At 72.9% G+C, this 21439-nt stretch carries 16 protein-coding genes; 11 read left to right on the top strand and 5 right to left on the bottom strand.

All coding sequences use genetic code 11. From position 1 onward, the window contains the following. The first annotated feature begins 3 nt into the window (after nucleotides 1-3). The 8 genes from AC6EUL_RS11600 to AC6EUL_RS11565 all read left to right on the top strand — a co-directional run bounded on the left by AC6EUL_RS11600 (nucleotide 4) and on the right by AC6EUL_RS11565 (nucleotide 11452). The gene (locus AC6EUL_RS11600) at nucleotides 4-798 is read left to right on the top strand and encodes an ABC transporter ATP-binding protein (RefSeq protein ID WP_056272007.1); all 795 of its coding nucleotides are present in this window, start codon (nucleotides 4-6) and stop codon (nucleotides 796-798) included. 17 nt (nucleotides 799-815) lie between these two features. Continuing rightward, nucleotides 816-2036, top strand: coding sequence for an NAD(P)/FAD-dependent oxidoreductase (locus AC6EUL_RS11595; RefSeq protein ID WP_056272003.1), 1221 nt, complete (start codon nucleotides 816-818; stop codon nucleotides 2034-2036). An 11-nt stretch (nucleotides 2037-2047) separates the two neighbouring features. Then, on the top strand, nucleotides 2048-3835 hold the full coding sequence (locus AC6EUL_RS11590) for a NirA family protein (RefSeq protein WP_499870180.1): 1788 nt from the start codon (nucleotides 2048-2050) through the stop codon (nucleotides 3833-3835). After that, complete coding sequence (locus tag AC6EUL_RS11585; RefSeq protein WP_056271997.1) at nucleotides 3832-5433, top strand: sulfite reductase subunit alpha; 1602 nt, start codon at nucleotides 3832-3834, stop codon at nucleotides 5431-5433. Before AC6EUL_RS11590 ends, AC6EUL_RS11585 begins: the two co-directional genes overlap by 4 nt. Before the next feature lie 118 nt (nucleotides 5434-5551). Then, nucleotides 5552-8224: a nitrate reductase gene (locus AC6EUL_RS11580; protein WP_499870178.1), complete on the top strand. Its 2673-nt coding sequence runs from the start codon at nucleotides 5552-5554 to the stop codon at nucleotides 8222-8224. Between the two features lie 39 nt (nucleotides 8225-8263). Beyond that, nucleotides 8264-9757, top strand: coding sequence for a siroheme synthase CysG (cysG, locus tag AC6EUL_RS11575; RefSeq protein WP_499870177.1), 1494 nt, complete (start codon nucleotides 8264-8266; stop codon nucleotides 9755-9757). Between the two features lie 108 nt (nucleotides 9758-9865). Beyond that, nucleotides 9866-10447, top strand: coding sequence for an SCO family protein (locus tag AC6EUL_RS11570; protein WP_499870175.1), 582 nt, complete (start codon nucleotides 9866-9868; stop codon nucleotides 10445-10447). A 120-nt stretch (nucleotides 10448-10567) separates the two neighbouring features. After that, on the top strand, nucleotides 10568-11452 hold the full coding sequence (locus AC6EUL_RS11565; RefSeq protein WP_499870173.1) for a dihydrodipicolinate synthase family protein: 885 nt from the start codon (nucleotides 10568-10570) through the stop codon (nucleotides 11450-11452). Nucleotides 11453-11464: 12 nt separating this feature from the next. Here AC6EUL_RS11565 and AC6EUL_RS11560 read toward each other — a convergent pair whose 3' ends face one another. After that, nucleotides 11465-13321 (bottom strand): glycosyltransferase family 2 protein, encoded by a 1857-nt coding sequence (locus AC6EUL_RS11560; protein ID WP_499870171.1) that lies wholly within the window; start codon nucleotides 13319-13321, stop codon nucleotides 11465-11467. A 150-nt stretch (nucleotides 13322-13471) separates the two neighbouring features. On the opposite strand from AC6EUL_RS11560, the gene AC6EUL_RS11555 reads away from it, so the two are divergent. Together AC6EUL_RS11555 and AC6EUL_RS11550 are read left to right on the top strand one after the other, a co-directional pair. After that, nucleotides 13472-14290 (top strand): transporter substrate-binding domain-containing protein, encoded by an 819-nt coding sequence (locus AC6EUL_RS11555; protein ID WP_499870292.1) that lies wholly within the window; start codon nucleotides 13472-13474, stop codon nucleotides 14288-14290. Nucleotides 14291-14383: 93 nt separating this feature from the next. Then, complete coding sequence (locus AC6EUL_RS11550; protein ID WP_056213591.1) at nucleotides 14384-15187, top strand: glutathione S-transferase family protein; 804 nt, start codon at nucleotides 14384-14386, stop codon at nucleotides 15185-15187. Between the two features lie 7 nt (nucleotides 15188-15194). On the opposite strand, the gene AC6EUL_RS11545 is transcribed toward AC6EUL_RS11550, so the two are convergent. Further along, nucleotides 15195-16409: an MFS transporter gene (locus AC6EUL_RS11545; RefSeq protein WP_499870169.1), complete on the bottom strand. Its 1215-nt coding sequence runs from the start codon at nucleotides 16407-16409 to the stop codon at nucleotides 15195-15197. 561 nt (nucleotides 16410-16970) lie between these two features. Here AC6EUL_RS11545 and AC6EUL_RS11540 point away from each other — a divergent pair. Further along, complete coding sequence (locus AC6EUL_RS11540) at nucleotides 16971-18644, top strand: lysine--tRNA ligase (RefSeq protein WP_499870167.1); 1674 nt, start codon at nucleotides 16971-16973, stop codon at nucleotides 18642-18644. Between the two features lie 343 nt (nucleotides 18645-18987). Here the strand turns inward: AC6EUL_RS11540 and AC6EUL_RS11535 are convergent, their stop codons facing one another. From AC6EUL_RS11535 to AC6EUL_RS11525, 3 genes are all read right to left on the bottom strand, one after another. Next, nucleotides 18988-19842 carry an SDR family oxidoreductase gene (locus tag AC6EUL_RS11535; RefSeq protein WP_056350666.1) on the bottom strand — a complete coding sequence of 285 codons (855 nt, stop codon included), beginning with the start codon at nucleotides 19840-19842 and terminating at the stop codon, nucleotides 18988-18990. A 10-nt stretch (nucleotides 19843-19852) separates the two neighbouring features. Next, nucleotides 19853-20032, bottom strand: coding sequence for a DUF1328 domain-containing protein (locus AC6EUL_RS11530; protein WP_056213599.1), 180 nt, complete (start codon nucleotides 20030-20032; stop codon nucleotides 19853-19855). Between the two features lie 59 nt (nucleotides 20033-20091). Continuing rightward, nucleotides 20092-21439 (bottom strand): chloride channel protein (locus AC6EUL_RS11525; protein WP_499870164.1); only part of this gene is annotated, 1348 nt, incomplete at its 5' end.

Genomic DNA, 21439 nt, shown 5'->3' with positions numbered 1-21439 from the left:
CCCATGAGCTATCTCAGCATCGAGAACGTCGGCATCAGCTTCACCCGCGCGGGCCGCACCAACGAGGTCCTGCGCGACGTCAGCGTGAAGATCGACAAGGGCGAGTTCGTCTCGCTGATCGGGCATTCGGGCTGCGGCAAGTCGACGGTGCTCAACATCGTGGCCGGCCTGCTCAAGGCCTCCACCGGCGGCGTGCTCCTCGAAGGCAAGGAGGTGAACAGCCCCGGCCCGGACCGGGCCGTGGTGTTCCAGAACCACTCGCTCCTGCCCTGGCTCACCGTGCGCGAGAACGTGGCGCTCGCCGTCGACAAGGTCTTCAAGGGCAAGAAGTCGAAGGCCGAGCGCAACGCCTGGATCGACCACAACCTGGCGCTCGTGAACATGACCCACGCCGCCGACCGGCGCCCGAGCGAGATCTCGGGCGGCATGAAGCAGCGCGTCGGCATCGCCCGCGCCCTCGCCATGGAGCCGAAGGTGCTGCTCCTCGACGAGCCCTTCGGGGCCCTGGACGCGCTCACCCGCGCCCATCTCCAGGACTCGCTGATGGACATCCATGCCCGGCTGAAGAACGCCGTGATCATGATCACCCACGACGTCGACGAGGCGGTGCTCCTCTCCGACCGCATCGTGATGATGACCAACGGCCCCTCGGCCACGGTGGGCGAGATCCTGACCGTCGACCTCGAGCGGCCGCGCCGCCGCCTCGATCTCGTGGAGGACGCGACCTACACTCACGCCCGCGCCGAGGTGCTGGAGTTCCTCTACGCGCGCCACGCCAAGCCCGCCATCGCGGCCTGACGGACGGATCGCGAGCGATGCGGGAACGGCTGGTGGTGATCGGCAACGGCATGGCGTCGTTGCGCTTCCTGGAGCGCCTGACCGAGCGGGCGCCGGGCCTGTACGACGTCACCGTCGTCGGGGCGGAGCCGCAGGCGGCCTACAACCGCGTGCTGCTCTCCTCGCTGCTGGGCGGCGAGGTCGACGAGGCCGGTTGCGCCTTTCGGGGCCTCGACTGGTACGCCGATCACGGCATCCGCCTGATCACCGGCGCGCCGGTGACCGCGGTCGACCGCGAGAACGGCCTCGTGATCGTCGGCGAGACCCACGTCCTGCCCTTCGACCGGCTCGTGCTCGCGGTGGGCTCCCTGCCGATCCGGCTGGCCAAGCCCGGCATGGACCTGCCCGGCGTGCTGACCTTCCGCGACCTCGCGGACGTGGCCGCCATCCGCCGGGCGGCGGTGGAGCACGCCCGGGCCATCGTGATCGGCGGCGGGCTCCTCGGCCTGGAGGCCGCCGTCGGCCTCGCGCGGCTCGGCGTCGACACCACGCTCCTGCACGTCATGGACCGGCTGATGGAGCGCCAGCTCGACCACGCCGCCGCCGGCCTGGTGAAGCGGGCCATGGAGGCGCGCGGCGTCAGGGTGCTCCTCAAGGCCGACACCGCGTCGGTCGATGGGGAGGGCCGGGTCGAGCGCCTGATCCTGTCCGATGGCACCGTGCTGCCGGCCGACCTCGTGGTGATGTCGGTGGGCGTGCGGCCCAACGTGGCGCTGGCCCAGAATGCCGGGATCGCGACCGCGCGCGGCATCCTGGTGGACGATCGGATGCAGTCGTCGGATGCCCGCATCTCCGCGCTGGGGGAGTGCGCCGAGCACCGGGGCCAGGTCTATGGCCTCGTGGAGCCCGCCTACGAGCAGGCCGAGGCCCTGAGCCGCCACCTCATGGGCGAGGACGCGGCCTATCTCGGCACCGCCCTCTCCACCAGCCTCAAGGTCTCGGGCCTGCCCGTGTTCTCCGCCGGCCAGATCGAGGCGCCGGAGGGGGCCGAGACCGTGCTGATGTCGGATCCCGGCCTCGGCCTCTACCGCAAGCTCGTCGTCGCCGAGGACCGGCTGCTGGGCGCGGTCTTCGTCGGCGACATCGCCGAGCAGGGCTGGTGCAAGGAGCTGATCCGCACCGGCGCCTCGATCGCCGAGCACCGCGACGACCTCCTGTTCGGGCGCCCCGCGCCCGCATCCCAACCCCTCGCAGCGTGAGGAGGCTACCCATGGCCGATGCATTCAACGCCGAGCAGAAGCGCTATCTCGAAGGCTTCGCCTCCGGCATCAGTGCCGCCCGGATGACCGGCGGCCTGGCGCTCGCACCGGGCGCCGCCGCCCCGGCCGAGCCCACCGGCCCCGACGCGATTCACATCAAGGCGCAGGACGCCACGGTGAAGGCCGGCGGCAAGCTCTGCGAGCAGGAGAAGTGGAAGCGCGCCGAGAACCCCTTCGACGGCCACAACCGCCTCATCGCCGAGGCTCAGACGGGCAAGGCCCCGAAGCCCGAGGACAATTTCCGCTGGCGCTACCACGGGCTGTTCTGGGTGGCCCCGGCCCAAAATTCCTACATGTGCCGGCTGCGCATCCCCAACGGCATCCTGCACCACTGGCAGTTCGCCGGCATCGCGGATCTGGCCGATGCCCATGGTGGCGGGTACAGTCACGTCACCACCCGGGCCAACCTGCAGGTCCGCGAGATCGCCCCCGAGCACGGCCAGCCCTTCCTCGACGGGCTGATCGACCTCGGGCTGACCGCCCGGGGCGCCGGCGCCGACAACATCCGCAACGTCACCGGCTCGCCGGTGGCCGGCATCGATGCGCAGGAACTCCTCGACACGCGGCCGCTCGCCAAGTCCTGGCACAACCACATCCTCAACGACCGCTCGCTGTTCGGCCTGCCGCGCAAGTTCAACGTCGCCTTCGACGGCGGCGGCGTGATGCCGGTGCTGGAGGAGACCAACGACATCGGCTTCCAGGCCGTGCGGGTGGGGGAGGGCGCGAGCGTCGCGCCGGGCGTGTGGATGCGCCTCGTGCTGGGCGGCATCTCGGGCCACCGGGACCTCGCCCGGGACACCGGCGTCGTGCTGCGGCCGGAGGATTGCAACAAGGTCGCCGACGCCATCCTGCGCGTCTTCATCCAGAACGGCGACCGCACCAACCGCAACAAGAGCCGGATGAAGTACGTCCTCGACGCCTGGGGCTTCGACAAGTACCTCGCTGCCGTCGAGGCGGTGCTGGGGACCACGCTCGACCGGGTCGACCCGGCCCACATCGCCCCGCGCGGGCCCATGGACCGCTTCGCCCATGTGGGCGTGCACCGGCAGGTCCAGGACGGCCTGAACTGGGTCGGCGTGATCCTGCCCGTCGGCAAGATGACCACCGACCAGATGCGCGCCCTGGCGGCGATCGCGTCCGAGTGCGGCGACGGCGCCATCCGCATGACCGTCTGGCAGAATTTCCTGTTTTCCGGCGTGCCCGACGCCAGGGTGGCGGAGGTCCGCGCCCGCGTGGCGGCCCTCGGCCTCACCACCGAAGCGTCGAGCATCCGTGCCGGCCTCGTCGCCTGCACGGGCAACCGCGGCTGCAAGTTCGCCGCCTCCGACACCAAGGGCCACGCCCTCGTCATCGCCGACCACATCGAGGCGAACCTGACGGAGCTCGACGTTCCGGTGAACGTCCACCTCACCGGCTGCCACCACTCCTGCGCCCAGCACTACATCGGCGACATCGGGCTCATCGGCGCCAAGGTCGTGGTCTCGGAGGAGGGCGACACGGTCGAGGGCTACGACATCGTGGTCGGCGGCGGCTTCGGCGACAGCCCGAAGATCGGCACCGAGATCTGGAAGGCCGTGCGGGCCGAGGATTGCCCAGCCCGCATCGAGGCGCTGCTGCGCAGCTACCTCGCCCGGCGCATCGGCCCGGAGGAGAGCTTCCAGGCCTTCACCGCCCGCACCGGCCCCGAGTCGCTGCGCCACATCGCTGAAGAGCAACCCGTCCTGAAGGCCGCCGCATGAGCGAGCACGTCACGCCCCCCCTGGTCCTCATCCCCGAGACCGCCCCGTTCGACCCGGACCAGCGCGCCTGGCTCTCGGGCTACTTCGCCGCCCTGCTCGGCCCCGCGGTGGAGGGCGCCACGGCCCTCGCGCCCGGCGAAGCGCCCGGCGGCGCGCAACAACTCGCGGACAACGACGACGCGCCCTGGCACGATCCCTCGCTGCCGCTGCCCGAGCGGATGGCGATGGCGAAGGAACGGCCCGAGCCGCAGAAGCTGATGGCCGCCATGGCGCAGCAGGATTGCGGCCAGTGCGGCTACAACTGCGCCGACTACGCCAACGCGATCTTCCTCAAGAACGAGGAGCGCCTGAACCTGTGCCAGCCCGGCGGCAAGGACACGCTCCGGATGCTGAAGAAGCTCGAGGAGGAGTTCGGGGCCGGCGGCGGCGCCGCGCCGAAGACGTCCGAGGACGCCGCCCCCAAGGCCGCTCCCGCGCTCGGCCCCCTCGGCTACTGCCGGGAGAACCCCGTGGAGGCGACCTTCGTCTCGCGCACCCGCCTCAACGCACCGGGGGGCGAGAAGGAGACCTGGCACGTCGAGATCGACCTCACCGGCACCCCGATCGACTACGTGGTCGGCGATTCCCTCGGTCTGTTCCCCGCCAACGCCCCGGCCCTGGTCGACGCGGTGATCGCCGAGCTCGGCGCCCGGCCCGAGCGCCGGATCGGGGCCAAGACCCTGCGCGACCGGCTGCTGACCGACTACGCCCTGGGCGGCGCGCCGGACGGGCTTTACCAGCTCCTCTCGCTGCTCACCGCGGGCGAGGCCCGCCGGAAGGCGCAGGCGCTGGCCGCCGGCGAGGACCCGGACGGCGACGCCGCCCATCTCGACGTGCTGGGCGCCCTCCACAAGTTCCCCGGCGCGCGCCCCGACGCGGAGGTGTTCCTGGAGGCGCTGGACGAGCTGCAGCCGCGGCTCTACTCGATTTCGTCCTCGCCGAAGGCCGATCCGGGCCGGGTCTCGCTCACCGTCGACGCGGTGCGCTACAGCCACCGCTCGCGCCTGCGCCTCGGCGTGGCCTCGACCCATCTCGGCGAGCGCATCCCCGAGGGCATGCGGGTCAAGGTCTACCTGCAGAAGGCGCACGGCTTCGCCCTGCCGGAGGATCTCTCGAAGGACGTCATCATGGTCGGGCCCGGCACCGGCATCGCGCCGTTCCGCGCCTTCCTGCGCGAGCGCGACGCGACGGCAGCGCCGGGGCGCAACTGGCTGTTCTACGGCCACCAGCGCCAAGCCTCCGACTTCTTCTACAAGGACGAGCTCAACGCCCTGAAGGACCGCAAGGTGCTCACCCGGCTGTCGCTGGCCTGGTCCCGCGACGGCGCCGAGAAGACCTACGTCCAGGACCGCATGCGCGAGACCGGCGCGGAGCTGTGGACGTGGCTCGAGGGCGGCGCGCATTTCTACGTCTGCGGCGATGCCAAGCGCATGGCCAAGGACGTGGAGCGGGCGATCATCGACGTCGCCGGCCAGTTCGGGGGCAAGAACCCCGACGAGGCCGTGGCCTACCTCGCCCACCTCAAGAAGACCGGCCGCTACCAGGCCGACGTGTACTGAGGCGCAGCCCCTCCCCCTCGCGGGAGGACGGCCGCGGAGGGGGGTGGACGAGGCCCCGCCCCGCGCCCCCCGACCCTTGCTCCACGCCACGACCCCGCTCTCCGCCGAGGATTCCGCCATGACCGCGCACGTCCAGGCACCGCCCGCCTCCGTCAAGACCACCTGCCCCTATTGCGGCGTCGGCTGCGGGGTGGTCGCCACGCCGGACGGGCAGGGCGGCGCGGGCATCGCCGGCGACACCGCGCACCCGGCCAACTTCGGCCGGCTCTGCTCCAAGGGCTCGGCGCTGGGCGAGACGCTCTCCCTCGACAACCGCCTGCTTCACCCGCAGGTGGACGGCGTCCGGGCGAGCTGGGAATCGGCGCTCGGCACCGTGGCGGGGTCCCTGCGCCGGATCGCCGAAGAGCACGGGCCGGACGCGATCGCGTTCTACCTCTCGGGCCAGTTGCTGACCGAGGACTACTACGTCGCCAACAAGCTCGCGAAGGGCTTCCTCGGCACCCCGCACGTCGACACCAACTCGCGCCTGTGCATGTCGAGCGCGGTGGCCGCCCACCGGCGCGCCTTCGGCTCGGACACCGTGCCGGGCTGCTACGAGGACCTGGAGGAGGCCGACCTCATCGTCCTGGTGGGCTCGAACACCGCCTGGTGCCACCCGATCCTGTTCCGCCGCATGATCGACGCGCGGGCGAAACGCGGCACCAAGCTGGTGGTGATCGACCCCCGCCGCACCCAGACCGGCGCGGAGGCCGACCTCTTCCTCGGCCTGAAGGCCGGCACCGACACGGCCCTGTTCTCCGGCCTGCTGGTGCACCTTGCCAGCACCGGCTCCCTGGACTACCGTTTCGTCCTCGACCACACGAGCGGCTTCGACGGCGCCCTGGAGCGGGCGCGCGCCATCGCGCCGACGATTCCCGCCACCGCCGCCGCCACGGGCCTGTCGGAAGCCGACGTGGCCCGGTTCTTCGAGCTCTTCGCGCGGACGAAGCGCGTCGTCACCGCCTTCTCGCAGGGGGTGAACCAGTCGGCGCAGGGCACCGACAAGGGCAACGCGATCATCAACTGCCACCTCGCCACCGGCCGCATCGGCCTGCCCGGCGCGGGGCCGTTCTCCCTCACCGGCCAGCCCAACGCCATGGGCGGGCGCGAGGTCGGGGGCCTGGCCAACATGCTGGCCGCCCACATGCACTTCACCCCCGAGGAGGTGGACCGGGTCCGCCGCTTCTGGTCGGCGCCCAACATCATCACGGGCGAGGGCATGAAGGCGGTCGCCCTGTTCGAGGCGATCGAGCGCGGCAAGATCAAGGCCCTCTGGGTGATGGGCACCAACCCGATCGTGTCGATGCCCCGCGCCGACCGCATCCGCGCGAGCCTGAAGGCCCTCGACCTCTACGTCGTCTCGGAGGCGGTGGCCGACAGCGACAGCGCCCGGGCGACGGGACGCCGGACCGTGCTGCTCCCGGCCCTGGCCTGGGGCGAGAAGGACGGCACGGTGACGAATTCCGAGCGCCGGATCTCGCGCCAGCGCAGCTTCCTGACACCGCCCGGCGAGGCCCGGGCCGACTGGCAGATCATCTGCGACGTCGCCAAGCGCCTCGGCCACGGCGAGGCTTTCGCCTATTCGGGCACCGCCGCGATCTTCCGGGAGCACGCCGGCCTCTCGGCCTTCGAGAACAACGGCACCCGCGACTTCGACCTCGGGGCCGTCAGCGACCTGGCCGACGCGGCCTACGCCACGACCGCCCCGCTGCAATGGCCGCTGCCGAAGCGCGGCAAGGCCCGCGCCCGACTCTTCGCCGACGGCCAGTTCTACACCTTCGACAAGCGCGCCCGCTTCGTGGCCGTACAGGCCCCGACGCTCGCCGAAGGGGTGAGCGGGACCTATCCCCTCGTCCTCAACACCGGCCGGGTCCGCGACCACTGGCACACGATGACGCGGACAGGGAAGAGCCCCCGGCTCTCGGCCCATCGCGCGGTGCCCTTCGTGGAGATCCACCCGGACGATGCCGCTCCACTGGGGCTGAAGGAGGGGGACCTCGCCCGCCTCAGCACGCCGCATGGCAGCGCGACCCTGGAGGCGATGGTCACCGACGCGGTGCGGCCGGGCAACCTGTTCGCCGCCTTCCACTGGAGCGCCGCCACCGCCTCGGATGCCCGCGTCGGCGCCCTGGTGCGCGGCGTGCCCGATCCGGTCTCGGGACAGCCCGAGCTGAAGGCGACCCCGGTCGGCCTCGCCCCGGTGCCCTATCGCAACCGCGGCTTCCTGCTGACCCGCGGCGAGCACACCCTGCCGGAAGGCTGGTGGTGGGCGCGGGCCACGGTCGCCGGCGGCTCGGGGCTCCAGTTCGCCACGCAGGAGAGCTCCCGCGCCGTGGCACTGATGATGCGCGGCCTGTTCCAGGGCCACGAGCTCGCCGAATATGCCGATCACGCCCGCGGACGCTACCGCTGCGCCGTCTACGAGGCCGGCCGCCTCGTCGCCTGTCTGGCGCTGGGCCCCGCCGAGGCCCGCCCGGGCTGGGACGAGGCCAAGGCGCTGTTCGCGGACCCGGAGCCCGCGGCCTCGGCCCGACGTGCCCTCCTGACGGGCCGCGCCGAGACGGCCTCGGCCGGTCCCACCGTCTGCGCCTGCCACGGGGTCGGCCTCGACGTCATCACGGGGGCCATCGCCGCGGGGGCCGGTACCGTCGAGGCGGTGGGTGCCGCCTGCAAGGCCGGCACGAATTGCGGCTCGTGCATCCCCGAGATCCGCAAGATGCTGCCCGCGGCGCTTGCGCGCGACGCCGCATAGGCTCACTTTCGGCCCAATCGACACCCATCTCCGAGCCTCATGAGCACGCCCCGCATCCCCCGTGAAACCCGGCCCGCCGGCCCCGAAACGACGCGTGGCGGAGCCCCGGCCGGCCTCGAGCCCCTGGCCGTCCTCCCCGTCTTCGTGCCGCTGCAGGGCAAGCGCGCGGTGCTGGCCGGTTCCAATGGCGGTGCGCCCTGGAAGGTGAAGCTGCTCGCCGCCGCCGGGGCCCACGTGGACGTCTATGCATCCGAGCCGAGCGACGAGCTGCGCGCGGTGCCGGGCGAGATCGTCGCGGGCTCCGTCACCCTGCACGAGCGCCCGTGGCACGCCGAGGACCTGGCGGGGTCCGCCTTCTGCATCGGCGCCATGGAGGACGAGGCGGACTGCGTCGCCTTCGTCGCCGCCGCCCGGGCGACCGGCGCCATCGTCAACGCGGTCGACCGGCCGCACCTCTGCGACGTGAAGTTCGGCGCCATCGTCAACCGCTCGCCGATGGTGGTGGGCATCTCGACCGAGGGCGCCGCCCCGGTCTTCGGCCAGACCGTGCGGGCCCGGATCGAGGGCATGCTGCCGCGCGGGTTCAAGGCCTGGATCGGTGCCGCCCGCGACTGGCGCGAGGAAGTCACCAGCCGCTTCCACGGCTTCTCGGACCGCCGCGCCTTCTGGGAGCGCTTCACGGATCGCGCCTTCGCGGAACCCGACCGTGTGCCGACGGACCAGGACCTCGCCGAACTCCTGGGACAGACCGAGGCCGCGCCGAAGGGTGGGGCCGTGACCCTCGTCGGCGCCGGCCCGGGGGACGCCGAACTCCTCACCCTCAAGGCCCTGCGCGCTTTGCGCAACGCCGACGTCATCCTGTACGACGACCTCGTGGCGCCGGAGATCCTCGACTATGCCCGCCGCGAGGCCCGCACCATGCTGGTGGGCAAGACCGGGCACGGCCCGTCCTGCCGGCAGGACGACATCAACGCGCTGATGGTGCAGCTCGCCAAGTCCGGCAAGCAGGTGGTGCGCCTGAAATCCGGCGACCCCCTGGTGTTCGGCCGGGCCGGCGAGGAGATCGATGCCTGCCGGGCCGCCGGCATTCCCGTCAGCGTGGTGCCGGGCGTCTCCGCGGCGCAAGGGGCGGCGGCCTCGCTCTGCGTCTCGCTCACCCACCGCGACGCGGCGCGGCGGCTGCAATACGTCACCGGCCACGACCGGCGCGGGGCCTTGCCCGAGGATCTGAACTGGGGCGCGCTGGCCGATCCGAGCGTGACCACCGTGGTCTACATGCCCAAGAAGACCCTCGGCGTGCTGCTCGAGCGGGCGATCGCCGAGGGCCTCGCCCCCGCGACCCCGGCCCTTCTCGTCTTCAATGCCACCCGCCCGAACCAGCAGGTGGTGGAGGGCACGGCCCACGATCTCGCGGCCCGGGTCGAGGCCGCCGGTCTCGACGGTCCGGCCCTCCTCATGGTGGGCGACGCCCTGCGCCGCGGGGGTGCCGAGGCGGCGATCGCGGCGATCGAGCCGGACAAGCTCGCCATCTGAAGCTGGCCCGGCCCGGCGACGGTCCGGTGGCGACGGTTTGGAGCATTGCTCGGGGGCGGCGCCTGTGGTCTGAAGCCGCCACTTCCCTGGATCGCAAGGCCGTTTTCCATGCGTCGCACGCTCCTGCCCCTCCTCGCCTTCGCGGTCGGCCTCGTGGGGCTCTGCGTCGCCGCCTTCGTGGTGCTGGCGCCCAAGACCCAGGAGGCCGGGACCAGCAGCGTCGGCGGCCCCTTCACCCTGACCACCCAGGACGGCCAGCGCGTCACCGAGCGGGACTATGCGGGCCGGACGCATCTCGTGTTCTTCGGCTTCACCCACTGCCCCGACGTGTGCCCGACCACGCTGCAGCAGATCGGGGACGTGCTCCGGGCCCTCGGACCGAAGGGCCAGGACGTGCGCGCGCTGTTCATCGCCGTCGATCCCGAGCGCGACACGCCCGCGGCCCTGAAGACCTACCTGGCGAGCTTCGACCCGCGCATCGTCGGCCTGACCGGCTCGCCGGAGGAGGTGAGCGCGGCGGTGAAAGCCTATCGCGCCTATGTCCGCAAGGTGCCGACCAAGGACGGCGACTACACGATGGAGCACACCGCCCTGGTCTACGTGATGAACGGCCAGAACCGCTTCCTCAACGCGCTCAATCTCGCCCGCCCGCCCCAGGAGGCGGCGGCCGAGCTCGCCAAGATGCTTTAGGTACGCAGGTGCTGTAGGCACGAGGCTGTCAGGATCGCGTGGCGCCGCGGGGCGCCGGGCCGTCGGCCCTGACGACGGCGGGGGCCGGTGCCTCCCCGAAGCGTCCGCCCCGGAGCGACCATGACCGTCCTGTCGGCCTTCCCGATCACACCCTCGAACGCCGACGGCCAGGTGGACCTCGGCGCCTTGCAGGCTCTCCTGCAACCCCTGGTCGCGGCCGGGGTCGGCTCGATCGGCCTGCTGGGCAGTACCGGCACCTATCCGTTCCTGGCGCGCCACCAGCGCCGCCGGGCCGTGGAGGCCGCCGTCGCGGCGGTGGCGGGCCGCGTACCGGTCCTCGTCGGGGTCGGCGCCCTGCGCACCGACGAGGCGGTGCGGATGGCCCAGGACGCCAAGGGCGCCGGGGCCGAGGGCGGGCTCCTGGCGGCGATGTCCTACACGCCGCTCACCGAGGATGAGGTCTTCGTGCATTGCGAGACGGTGGCGCGGGAATCCGGCCTGCCGCTCTGCCTCTACGACAATCCGGGCACCACCCATTTCCGGTTCACCCCGGCCCTCGTCGGCCGCCTCGCCCGGGTTCCGGGCATCGTCGCGATCAAGAGCCCGGCGCCGGAGCCGGGCGGGGCGGCGGAGCATCTCGGCGCGCTGCGCGCGGTGGTGCCGGCCGGGTTCTCTCTCGGCTACAGCGGCGACTGGAACGCGCTCGCGGCCCTGCTGGCGGGGGGCGAGGCCTGGTACAGCGTCGTCGCCGGGCTGTTCCCGCGGCCCGCCCTGGCGATCGTCCGGGCCGTCGAGGCCGGCGACACCGCCAAGGCGCAGCGCCTGAACGCCCGGCTCGCGCCGCTCTGGGACCTGTTCCGGACCTATTCGAGCCTGCGGGTGATCTATGCCTGCGCCGATCTTCTCGGCCTCTGCCGCGCGGCGCCGCCGCGGCCGATCCTGCCGCTGGAGGGGGAGGCGCGCCGGCGGGTGGCCGACACCCTCGCGGCGCTGGAGCTCGGCTGAGCCGGACCGCCCTCACTGCGGGCGCAGCGCACCGGTGCGGGAGGTGCGGGCGAGGCCGTGCTCGGTCTTGTTCCAGCGGTTCGGTGCGCGGACGAGCTCGTACAGCCCCGACCAGGCGGCGAGGCTGATGAGCAGGAAGTAGACCGGCATCCCCGGCACGGTGGTCAGGAGGTCGAACCAGCCGCGCCGGACGCAGCCGAGGGCCGCCGGCAGCAGCATGGCGAGCAATCCGGCGACGAACAGGGTGACGGAGGCGCCGGTGGGGAGGTTCGCCCAGAACCCGCCCTGGGCCGGGGACCCGTTCCACGCGAAGGCCGCGAAGTCGTAGGCCGCCCGGCCCATCAGGAACGGGTAGGCGAGGGCGGAGATCACCGTCCCGGGCACCAGGGCGACGGCGCAGAGGGTGCCGAGGGGGCCCAGCTGCCGAAGCGTCCGGCGGGGGGCGCGGGCGTGGGTGAGGCTGGTCTGCAGGAATCCCTTCATCCAGCGGGTGCGCTGGTGCAGCCAGGGCCGGACCGCGCGCGGCGCCTCCTCCAGGGTGTCGCTGCGCAGGTCGCCCACGCGGTAGCCCGCCCGCGCCAGGCGGATGCCGAGGTCGGCATCCTCGGTGACGTTCCACGCGTCCCAGCCGTGGAGTTCGCGCAGGACGCCGGTGCGAAAATGCGTCGAGGTGCCCCCGAGGGGAATCGGCACGCGCCAGGAGGCGAGGGCCGGGATCAGGACGTCGAAGAGGGCGGCGTACTCGATGGCGAAGCAGCGCGTCAGGCGTCCGTCGTCCATGTTGTCGATGACGAGGCGGCCCTGGAGGCAGGCCGTGATGCGGGAGGCGCGGGCGAAGCGGGTGGCCGCCGCGCGGAGCTGACCCGGGTCGGGCACGTCCTCGGCGTCGTAGACCACGAGGCAGGCCCCGCGGGCCAGGGGCAGGGCGGCGTTGAGGGCGCGCGGCTTGGTCCGAGGCAGGCCCGCCGGCACCCGGACGATCTCGAACCGGGCCGGAAGCGCCGCCGTCGCCAGGGCCGCGTCGGTCTCGCGGTCGTCGGCCTCGATCACCAGCTTGATGTCGAGCTTGGCCGCCGGGTAGTCGAAGCGCGACAGGGCCGCCACGAGCCGTGGCACGACCGGAGCCTCGCGGTGCAGCGCCACCAGCACCGTGTAGACCGGCAGGGCAGTGTCCGGCAGCGCCGCCTCGGGCGGCCGGTCCGCCTCGACGCTGACGGCGGCGATGCGGACCGTGACCATGACGAGGAAGCCGAGCTGCATCAGGGTCCAGGCGCCGACCAGCACGGGGGCGGGGAGAAACGCCGCGGCGATGCCGACGGCCCCGAGAACGAGGCCCGCGATGGCGAGGTGCGGCCCCTGCGTGTCCGCCCCCAGCGCCCAGTCGGGCCGGTGGCGCTGGAGCGTATCGGCGGCGGCGGCCGCGATGCCCACCGGGTTGGCGGCGAACGCCGCCGCCTGCAGGGCCCGCGGCGTGGTGATGGCCGCGCGCGTACCCGTCCGCAGCAGCGCGGCGATGGCGGCCCCGCGGGGGGCGCGGACCGTGGCGGGCCCCGGGGCCATCAGGGGCGCGACCCCGGCCACGAGGCTGTCGGGATAGCGGGTGCCCTCGCCGAGGCGCAGGTCGCCGGCCAGGAACGGGACGCCGAGGGCGGCGGCGAGGCCGCGGTAATAGGCCTCCTCGGTGATCAGGTCGGCGTGAATCAGGGCCGCGGCGGCATCGGTGCCGCAGGTCCGCGCCAGAGCGGCGGCCCGCGCCAGGCGGCCCGCGTCGAAGCCTTGGCGCGCGAGGAACGCGATCTCGGGCGGCAAGGGGTCAGACAGCAGGGGCGCGGTCCGGCCGTCGGGTGTGCTGAAACCGCGAAGCGACACCGTGCGCGACCTCCCGGCGGCCCGTGGATGTGCTAGGGGAGGGCCGTGAGCCAGTCCGTTTCCACGCGCAACCCGCGCGCCACGATTGCAACTTCCGCGTTTGCCGGCCGAAAGGCAAGGCGGCGTCGGGGCCGGGCGGCGGCTTGTGCACTGGCCGCGGCCGTGTGCGGCCTCGGCTCCGCTCCGGCGGCCCGTGCCGAGGGCGTGACGATCCCCAACTTCTGGAACCCGCGCGCCCGCCAGGAGCGCATGGAAACCCAGCCGAGCGCGCGCACGGTCCGCTTCCTCACCGACGACGACTTCCCGCCCCTGCACTTCGCCGGCCCCGACGGCACGCCCACCGGCTTCGTGGTGGAGCTCGCCCGCGCGGTCTGCGAGCGCCTGGCCATGACCTGCACGGTTCAGGCCCGGCGCTTCGACACCCTCCTCGACGCCCTGGCCGAACGGCAGGGGGACGTGGTCGCCGCGGCGATCCCCCTGACGCCGGCCCTGCGCGCCCGCTTCCTCGCCACACGCCCCTATTTCCGCTGGCCGGCCCGCTTCGCCGCCCGCACCGACAAGGGCCTCCCCGCCCCCTCGGCGACCGCCCTGGCGGATCGGAGCATCGGCGTGGTCGGCGGCACCGCCCACGCGGCCTATCTGAAGGCGTTCTTCCCCAAGGCCGCCGCCAAGGACTTCACCGACCTCGCCACCGCCGAGGGCGCCCTGCGCCGGGGCGAGGTCGACTACGTCTTCGCCGACGGCCTCAACCTCGCCCTCTGGATCGGCGGCGTCGAGGCCGCGGGCTGCTGCGCCTTCATGGGCGGCGACTACCTCGAGAACCGCTACTTCGGCGAGGGCATCGGCCTCGTCACCCGCTCCGACGACCCGGCCCTGTCGCGGGCGCTCGACGACGCGCTCCAGCGCCTCTGGGACGAGGGGAAATACGCCGAGCTGTACCTGCGGTTCTTCCCGGTGAGCCCGTTCTAGGAACCGGCGCGCCGATCCCGCAGCCCGGCCCTCTGCCCGAGGCGACCGGGCGTTGAGGCGGGCCGCATCCCGCGCACCGAGGAGCCTTCCACCATGCTGCTCTACGAGCACCCGCTCTCGTCCTACGCCCAGAAGATCAAAATCGCGCTGCGCGAGAAGGGCGTGCCGTTCACGGCGGAGCTTCCCGAGAGCTTCGGCACGGGACGGGACGCGGGGCCCTTCGCGGCCGCCAATCCCCGCACCGAGGTGCCGGTGCTCCTCGACGGGGACGTGACGCTGTTCGAATCCACGGTGATCCTCGAATACGTCGAGGAGCGCTGGCCGGAGCCGCCCCTGCTGCCGGCCGAGCCCGCGGCGCGGGCCTTCGCACGGCTCACCGAGGAGGTCTGCGACACCCAGTACGAGGCGGTGAACTGGGGGTTCGGCGAGGTGCTGTGGTTCCGCCGGGCCACCGGAGACCTCGCCGCGCATCTGCGCGCCCAGGCGGCGGCGCAGACGGCGGTGCTCCAGGGCTGGCTGTCGGAGCGCCTGGGCGCAGCCGCGTGGTTCGGCGGTGCAGGCTTCGGCTGGGCCGACGCGGCGGCGGCCCCGATGGTCAACCGCTCGGTGCATTACGGCCTCGGGCCGGCGCCGGGGACCCCGCTCGCCCGCTGGCACGCCCGGGTGAGCGCGCGCCCCGCGGTGGCGGCGACCTTCGCCGAGTTCGACGCGGCCGCCGCCCGGATGGCCGAGGCCCCCGACCTCTACACTTCCGGCGGACGCCGCCGCGAATACCGCGACCATCGCCTCGACTGGATGATCCGGTCGGGCGGCATCGAGGTCGTGCTCGCCGGCCTGCGCGACGGCAACGTCCGCTTCTCCTGGCCGGCCCCCCTGGCCGAACCCGTCCCCGGGTGATCGCCCCTCAGAGGCGCAGGCGCCCGGCACCGGCCGCGACCGCGAGCAGGAGGGCGGCCACTGCGAGGAAGGCCAGGGTCAGGCTGGTGGCATGGGCGAGGAGCCCGATCGCGGCGGGGCCGGCGAGCACCCCGGCATAGCCCAGCGTGGTCACGGCCGGGATCGCGAGGGCGGCGGGCACGGTCTCCTGCCGGCCGGCGGCGGTGAACAGCACCGGCACGATGTTGGCGCAGCCCGCCCCCACCAGGGCGTAGCCGAGGAGCGTCGCCGGCCAGAGCGGCACCGCCGTCGCGAGGCCGAGCCCGGCGGCGGCGAGGAGCGCGCCCAGGACGACGATGCGGCGGCGGCCGATCCGGCGCACGAGGGCGTCGCCGGTGAGGCGGCCCGCCGTCATGGTCAGCGAGAAGGCCGCGTAGCCGAGGCCGGCCCGGGCCGGATCGAGGCCGCGCTCCTGGATCAGGAAGACGCCGCTCCAGTCGAGGGCCGAGCCCTCCGTGAGGAAGACCACGAAGCACAGGAGCCCGATGCCGAGCACGGGGCCGCGCGGCAGGGCGAAGGCCGGGCCGCCGGGACCCCCCGCCACCGCCGGCAGGATGCCGGGCAGGGCCACGAGGAAGGCGGCCGCGATGGCGGCGACCACCCCCAGGGTCGCGGCCGCCGGCGTCAGGCCGAGGCTCAGGAGCGCGCTGAAGCCGGCGGCCCCCAGGATGCAGCCGAGGCTGTAGAGGCCGTGGAAGCCCGACATCATCGGGCGCTCCGCCCGGCGCTCCACCGCCACCGCCTGAAGGTTCATGAGGCAGTCGAGCAGGCCGAGGCCGATGCCGAGGCCGGTGAGGGCGGCGGCGAGGACGGGCAGGCCGGCGGCGCGGGAGAGCACCATCAGGGCCGTTCCGGTGACGAACACGGCGACCGCCAGCACGGGGCGGGTGCCGAAGCGACCCGCCAGGGCGCCCGCCACCGGCATGGTGGCCAGGGAGCCGATGCCGAGGCAGAGGAGGAGCAGGCCCAGCCGGCCGTCATCCAGACCCGCCCGCGCCTTCACGAGGGGCACCAGGGGCGCCCAGGCCGCGACGCCGAAGCCGACGATGAGGAACAGGAGCCGGGTGGCGCGCGTCTCGGCGGGGCGGGCCGCCCGCGCGATCGCGCGAAGCGCGGCGGGTGCGGCCCGCGTGATCTTCGATCTCGCCGGGACGGAGCGTGCGGACAGGGAACGGGGAGACATGGAGCGCGCGGGCATGGAGCGGACCGACATGGAGCCTTTCGGGTGCGCCGGACGGGGCCGTGCAACGGAACGGGACGGTGTCTCGCAGACACCCGCGGCGATGGTGTGAAGCCGGACGGCGCCGGGAACACGTCAGACCCGCGGCCGGTGCATCGGCCGCTGCGCCCGCCACCGCCGTTGCGCGGCCCGGCGGGAACGAAGGCGCAGGACCTGCGGGATCCTGTCGCCACCGCGGCCGTCAGCGCCCGCCGTCGGGTGCCCGTCTCGAGTCCGTCGGAATGCCGCTGCCGGCATCGAGGTTCGCGTCGACGCAGCTCCGGCCGGGAGGGGGGAGGGCGTCAGGTGCGACAGCACGGCAAGCCCGAGGGGACACGGGCGCGGCATGAGACGCTCGGGACCGGAATCCGGCGGAGCGCCGTCAGACCGCACACGGTTTCGACCGCGTTTCCAGGGCCGGATGCCAGTCGATCGATCCGCGTTGACCCTCCGGGTCGCCCTCCCTACGGTGCCGGCCTTCGCGATCTCCCGTTCCCCCATCCTTGCAGAACTGACGCTGTCCCCATGCCGTCCCCGCTTCCCTCCGACCCCGATCTCATCGCGGCGGCCGCCACCGCCGCGGCCTGGCCCTTCGAGGAGGCGCGCAAGCTCGTGGCGCGGCTGGAACGCCGCCCGAAATCGGAAGTCCTCTTCGAGACCGGCTACGGACCCTCGGGCCTGCCGCATATCGGCACCTTCGGTGAGGTCGCGCGGACCTCGATGGTGCGCCACGCCTTCCGGGTCCTCACCAACGACAGCGTGCCGACCCGGCTGATCGCCTTCTCGGACGACATGGACGGCCTGCGGAAGGTGCCGGACAACGTGCCGAACAAGCCCCTGCTGATCGGTGCCCTGAACCAGCCCCTGACCCGCGTCCCGGACCCGTTCGGCACCCATGACAGCTTCGGCGCGCACAACAACGCCGAGTTGCGCCGCTTCCTCGACGCCTTCGGCTTCGACTACGAGTTCCGCTCGGCGACCGAATGCTACCGTTCGGGCGTGTTCGACACGGCCCTCCTCACGGTGCTGGAGCGCTACGACGCCGTGATGGCGATCATGCTGCCGTCGCTGCGGGCCGAGCGCTCCGCGAGCTACTCGCCGTTCCTGCCCATCCACCCGGTGACGGGGGAGGTGATGCAGGTGGCCATCGACGAGGTCCGGGTCTCGGCCGGGACCCTGGTCTGGCGCGACCCCAAGACCGGCGAGGGGTACGAGACTCCGGTGACCGGCGGGCACGCCAAGCTGCAGTGGAAGCCCGACTGGGCGATGCGATGGGTGGCCCTTGGCATCGACTACGAGATGGCCGGCAAGGACCTGATCGATTCCGTCAAGCTCTCCGGCGAGATCGCCAGGGCGTTGGGCGGCGAACCGCCGGAGGGGTTCAACTACGAACTCTTCCTCGACAAGGACGGCAAGAAGATCTCGAAGTCGAAGGGCAACGGCCTCTCGATCGACGAGTGGCTCGTCTACGGCACGGCCGACAGCCTGGCGCTGTTCATGTACAACAAGCCGCGCGAGGCCAAGCGCCTGTTCGTCGAGATGATCCCGCGCCAGGTCGACGACTATCTGAGCTTCCTGGAGAAGTTCCCGGGCCAGGAGCCGGTCCAGAAGCTCGGCAACCCGGTCTGGCACCTGCATGCCGGGCATCCGCCGGCGGCCGAGGCGGTCGGCAAGGGGGGGGCCCTCACCTTCGCCATGCTCCTCAACCTCGCGGCGGTGGCCAACACCGAGGACCCGGCCGTGCTGTGGGGCTTCATCCGCCGCTACGACCCGGATGTGGGGCCGGAGACCCACCCCGTCCTCGCCCGCCTCGTCGGCCACGCGCTGGCCTACTTCCGCGATCTGGTGCGTCCGGCCAAGACCTACCGGGCGGCCACCGAGGCGGAGCGGGCGGCCCTGGAGGATCTCGCGCAGACCCTCGCGGCGCACGAGGGCTCCGTCGATCCGGAGGGCCTGCAGGCGGTGGTCTACGAGGTCGGACGCCGGCACTTCCCGGACCTGTCCGGCAAGGCCAAGAGCCCGGACGGGCGCCCCGGTGTGTCGCAGGCCTGGTTCACCACGATCTACAACGTGCTGTTCGGTGAGGCGCGCGGCCCGCGATTCGGCTCGTTCATCGCCCTCTACGGAGTCGCCGAGACGCGGGCGCTGATCGCCCAGGCCCTGTCCGGCGCCTTCCTGGCGGACGCCCCGGCCGCCTGACGCGGACGATCCTGCGTCGTCTCCCGGGAGCGGCGCAGAATAATGTCTGCGTCTCGAGGTGCGATTGCGCACAATTGTGCTTGTCGGCGCGTCCCGGGGCGGATAGAACGCCCTTCCACTGGACAGAAAAAAAGGCCGCCCCGGTGAGGGAGCGGCCCGAAGTCTAGGGAGGAAACGCCCAAGAAGGGCACACCGCGGCGACGCCATCGCCGCGGTGCATGGCGATCAGATGCCATCTCGCACCGCACCATGCAATTGCTTCCGTGAGGGAGCGGGCATGCGCCCAGTGCATGAAAACGATTTCAGACACCCCTGTCGTCGGGAGTGAGGGCGGCCTTCGCCGTCAGCTGCCGGTCGGATCCGCCAGGCCGAGCTGCGCCAGGCTGAAGGCCCAGACCCGTTCCTGAAGCGCCGTGTCCCGGCCTCGGGCCGAGGGCGCCACCGGCGCGCACCGGTCGAAATAGAGACCCGTGCGGCCTTCGACCGCGGGCGCGGTGGCGAGGTACAGGGAGGTCGCCGCGCCGTCCGCGGGCTTCGTCATGAACGGGCGGATCAGACGCCAGCCGAGGCCGAACCAACCGCCGGTCTCCGACGCGAAGCCGCTGGCGATGACGCCGGGATGGAGAGCGTTGCTGGTGACGCCGGTGCCTGCGAGCCGCCGTGCCAGGGCCGCACTGAACAGCACGTTGCCGAGTTTGGCCTGGGAATAGGCGGCGATCGCGCTGTAGCGCCGCGCATGGCCGATATCGTCGAAGGCGATGCGACCACGCCGATGCGCCGTCGAGGCCACGTTGACGATGCGGGCCGGCGCACCGGCCTTCAGGTGATCGAGGAGGGCGAGGCTGAGCTGGAGATAGGCGAGGTGATCCAGCGCCCAGGTCCGCTCGATGCCATCCGTCGTGGTGGCGTAGCGGTCGAAGATCGCCCCGGCGTTGTTCACCAGCACGTCGAGGCGCGGATAGAGCGCCCGGACCTCCGCGGCGAGGCGGCGGATCTCGGCCTGGCTCGACAGGTCGGCGACGAAGCCGTCGACCCGGGCTCCCGGCACCGCTCCACGGATCTGCTCGGCCGTGCGGCCGGTGCGGCCGGCATCCCGGCCCACGAGCCCGACCCGGAACCCCGCCCGGGCCAGCCCGAGCGCTGTCTCGGTGCCGATCCCGGAGGTGGCGCCGGTGACGAGGGCGATCCGGCCGGCCACGGACGCCGCCCTAGAACACCGCCTGCCCGATGGCGAAGGCGACGACCACGATGACGATGGCCACAACCAAGAACAGGCCGAACAGGATCCGGGCCAGGGAGCCGGCGCCCGAAGCGATTCCGGTGAAGCCGAGGCCGCCCGCGATGAGGGAGATCACGAAACAGATGAGGGCCCATTTCAACAGGGTCATGCGCAACACTCCAGCTCGCGGAACCGACCGATAACCACCTGGGGACGCAAGCGTTCCGCTCAAGCTCGGCTGTTTTGCGCGGCGTGTCCGGGGGGCGCCGGCCCGGCCGGGCGGGCCTCGGTTCCGGCACGCTCCAGGAGGATGTGCGCCAGGGCATGATAGAGCCCCTCGCGGCAGACCGCCTTCGAGACGGCGTCGGCGATGAGCGCCACCACCATGAGGGGGATCATCAGGGCGTGGTCCTGGGTCATCTCGGTGACGATGACGAAGGCGGTGATCGGTGCCTGCAGGGCTCCCGTCAGGTAGGCGACCATGCCGAGGAGCACGAGGGCGGCCACCGGCACGCCGGAGAACCAGCCCTGCATGGCGGCGCCGAGGCCGGCCCCGACGCTGAGGGAGGGCGCGAACAGGCCGCCGGGAATGCCGCTGATCGCCGAGAGCAGCGACGCGGCGAACTTGAGGGGCGCGAAGTCCGGATGGGACGCCGCGGTGCCGTGCAGGAGGGCGCGCGCCTCCTCGTAGCCGGTGCCGTAGATCGTTCCGCCCGAGGCGAGGCCGCACAGGGCGACCCCGAGACCGCAGGCCGCCGCGAAGGCGACGGGACGGGCGGCGATGGCGGCCCCGAGACGCCCGGGCAGGCCGCGGGCGAACAGGATCACGATGCGGGCGAACCCGCCGCCGGCCAGCCCCCCCAGCGCCCCGATCACCGGCACGGCGATCCAGCCCGGCCCGAACGGCAGGGTGGCGCTCGACGTGCCGAAATAGGTGTAGTTGCCGGTGAGCGCCATGGCGGTGAGCCCGGCCGCCACGATGGCGGCGACGATCAGTCCGCCGGTGCGGGCCTCGTAGGCCCGGCCGAGTTCCTCGATCCCGAACACGATGCCGGCGAGCGGGGTGTTGAAGGCTGCCGCCACCCCGGCCGCACCGCCGGCGAGGATCAGCCCCGGCACGCGTTCAGGCGTGAGGTGGCCGGCGGCCGCCATGATCGCGGCCCCGACCTGCACCGTCGGCCCCTCGCGCCCGGTGGAGGCGCCGAACAGCAGGCCGAGGCTCATCACCACGATCTTGCCCGCCGCGACCCGGAGGGAGACGAGGGCCCGGCGAAGGGCGAGATGGCCGGTCTGGCGCGCCGCGATCACCTGGGGGATGCCGGATCCCTGGGCGTTCGGGAAGACCTCGCGGGCGAGCCAGGCGCAGAGGGCGAAGCCGAAGGGCGTCAGGGCGAGGGCCACCAGGGGCGAGACGCCGAGCACCTGCCGGAACGCGCCCTGGGCGGCATCGGCGAGACCCGCCATCAGGACGGCGGCGAGCCCGACGCCGATGCCGCCGACGAGGAACAGGAGGCGGTGGCGCCACAGCCCGAACGCGTCGCGGGTGGCCCCGCGCAGGCGCCGCATGCGCGGGGCC

This window comes from Methylobacterium sp. 001424705, assembly GCF_059816145.1.
The sequence above is the reverse complement of the archived record's forward strand: the minus strand, read 5'-3'. Positions and strand labels throughout refer to the sequence as shown.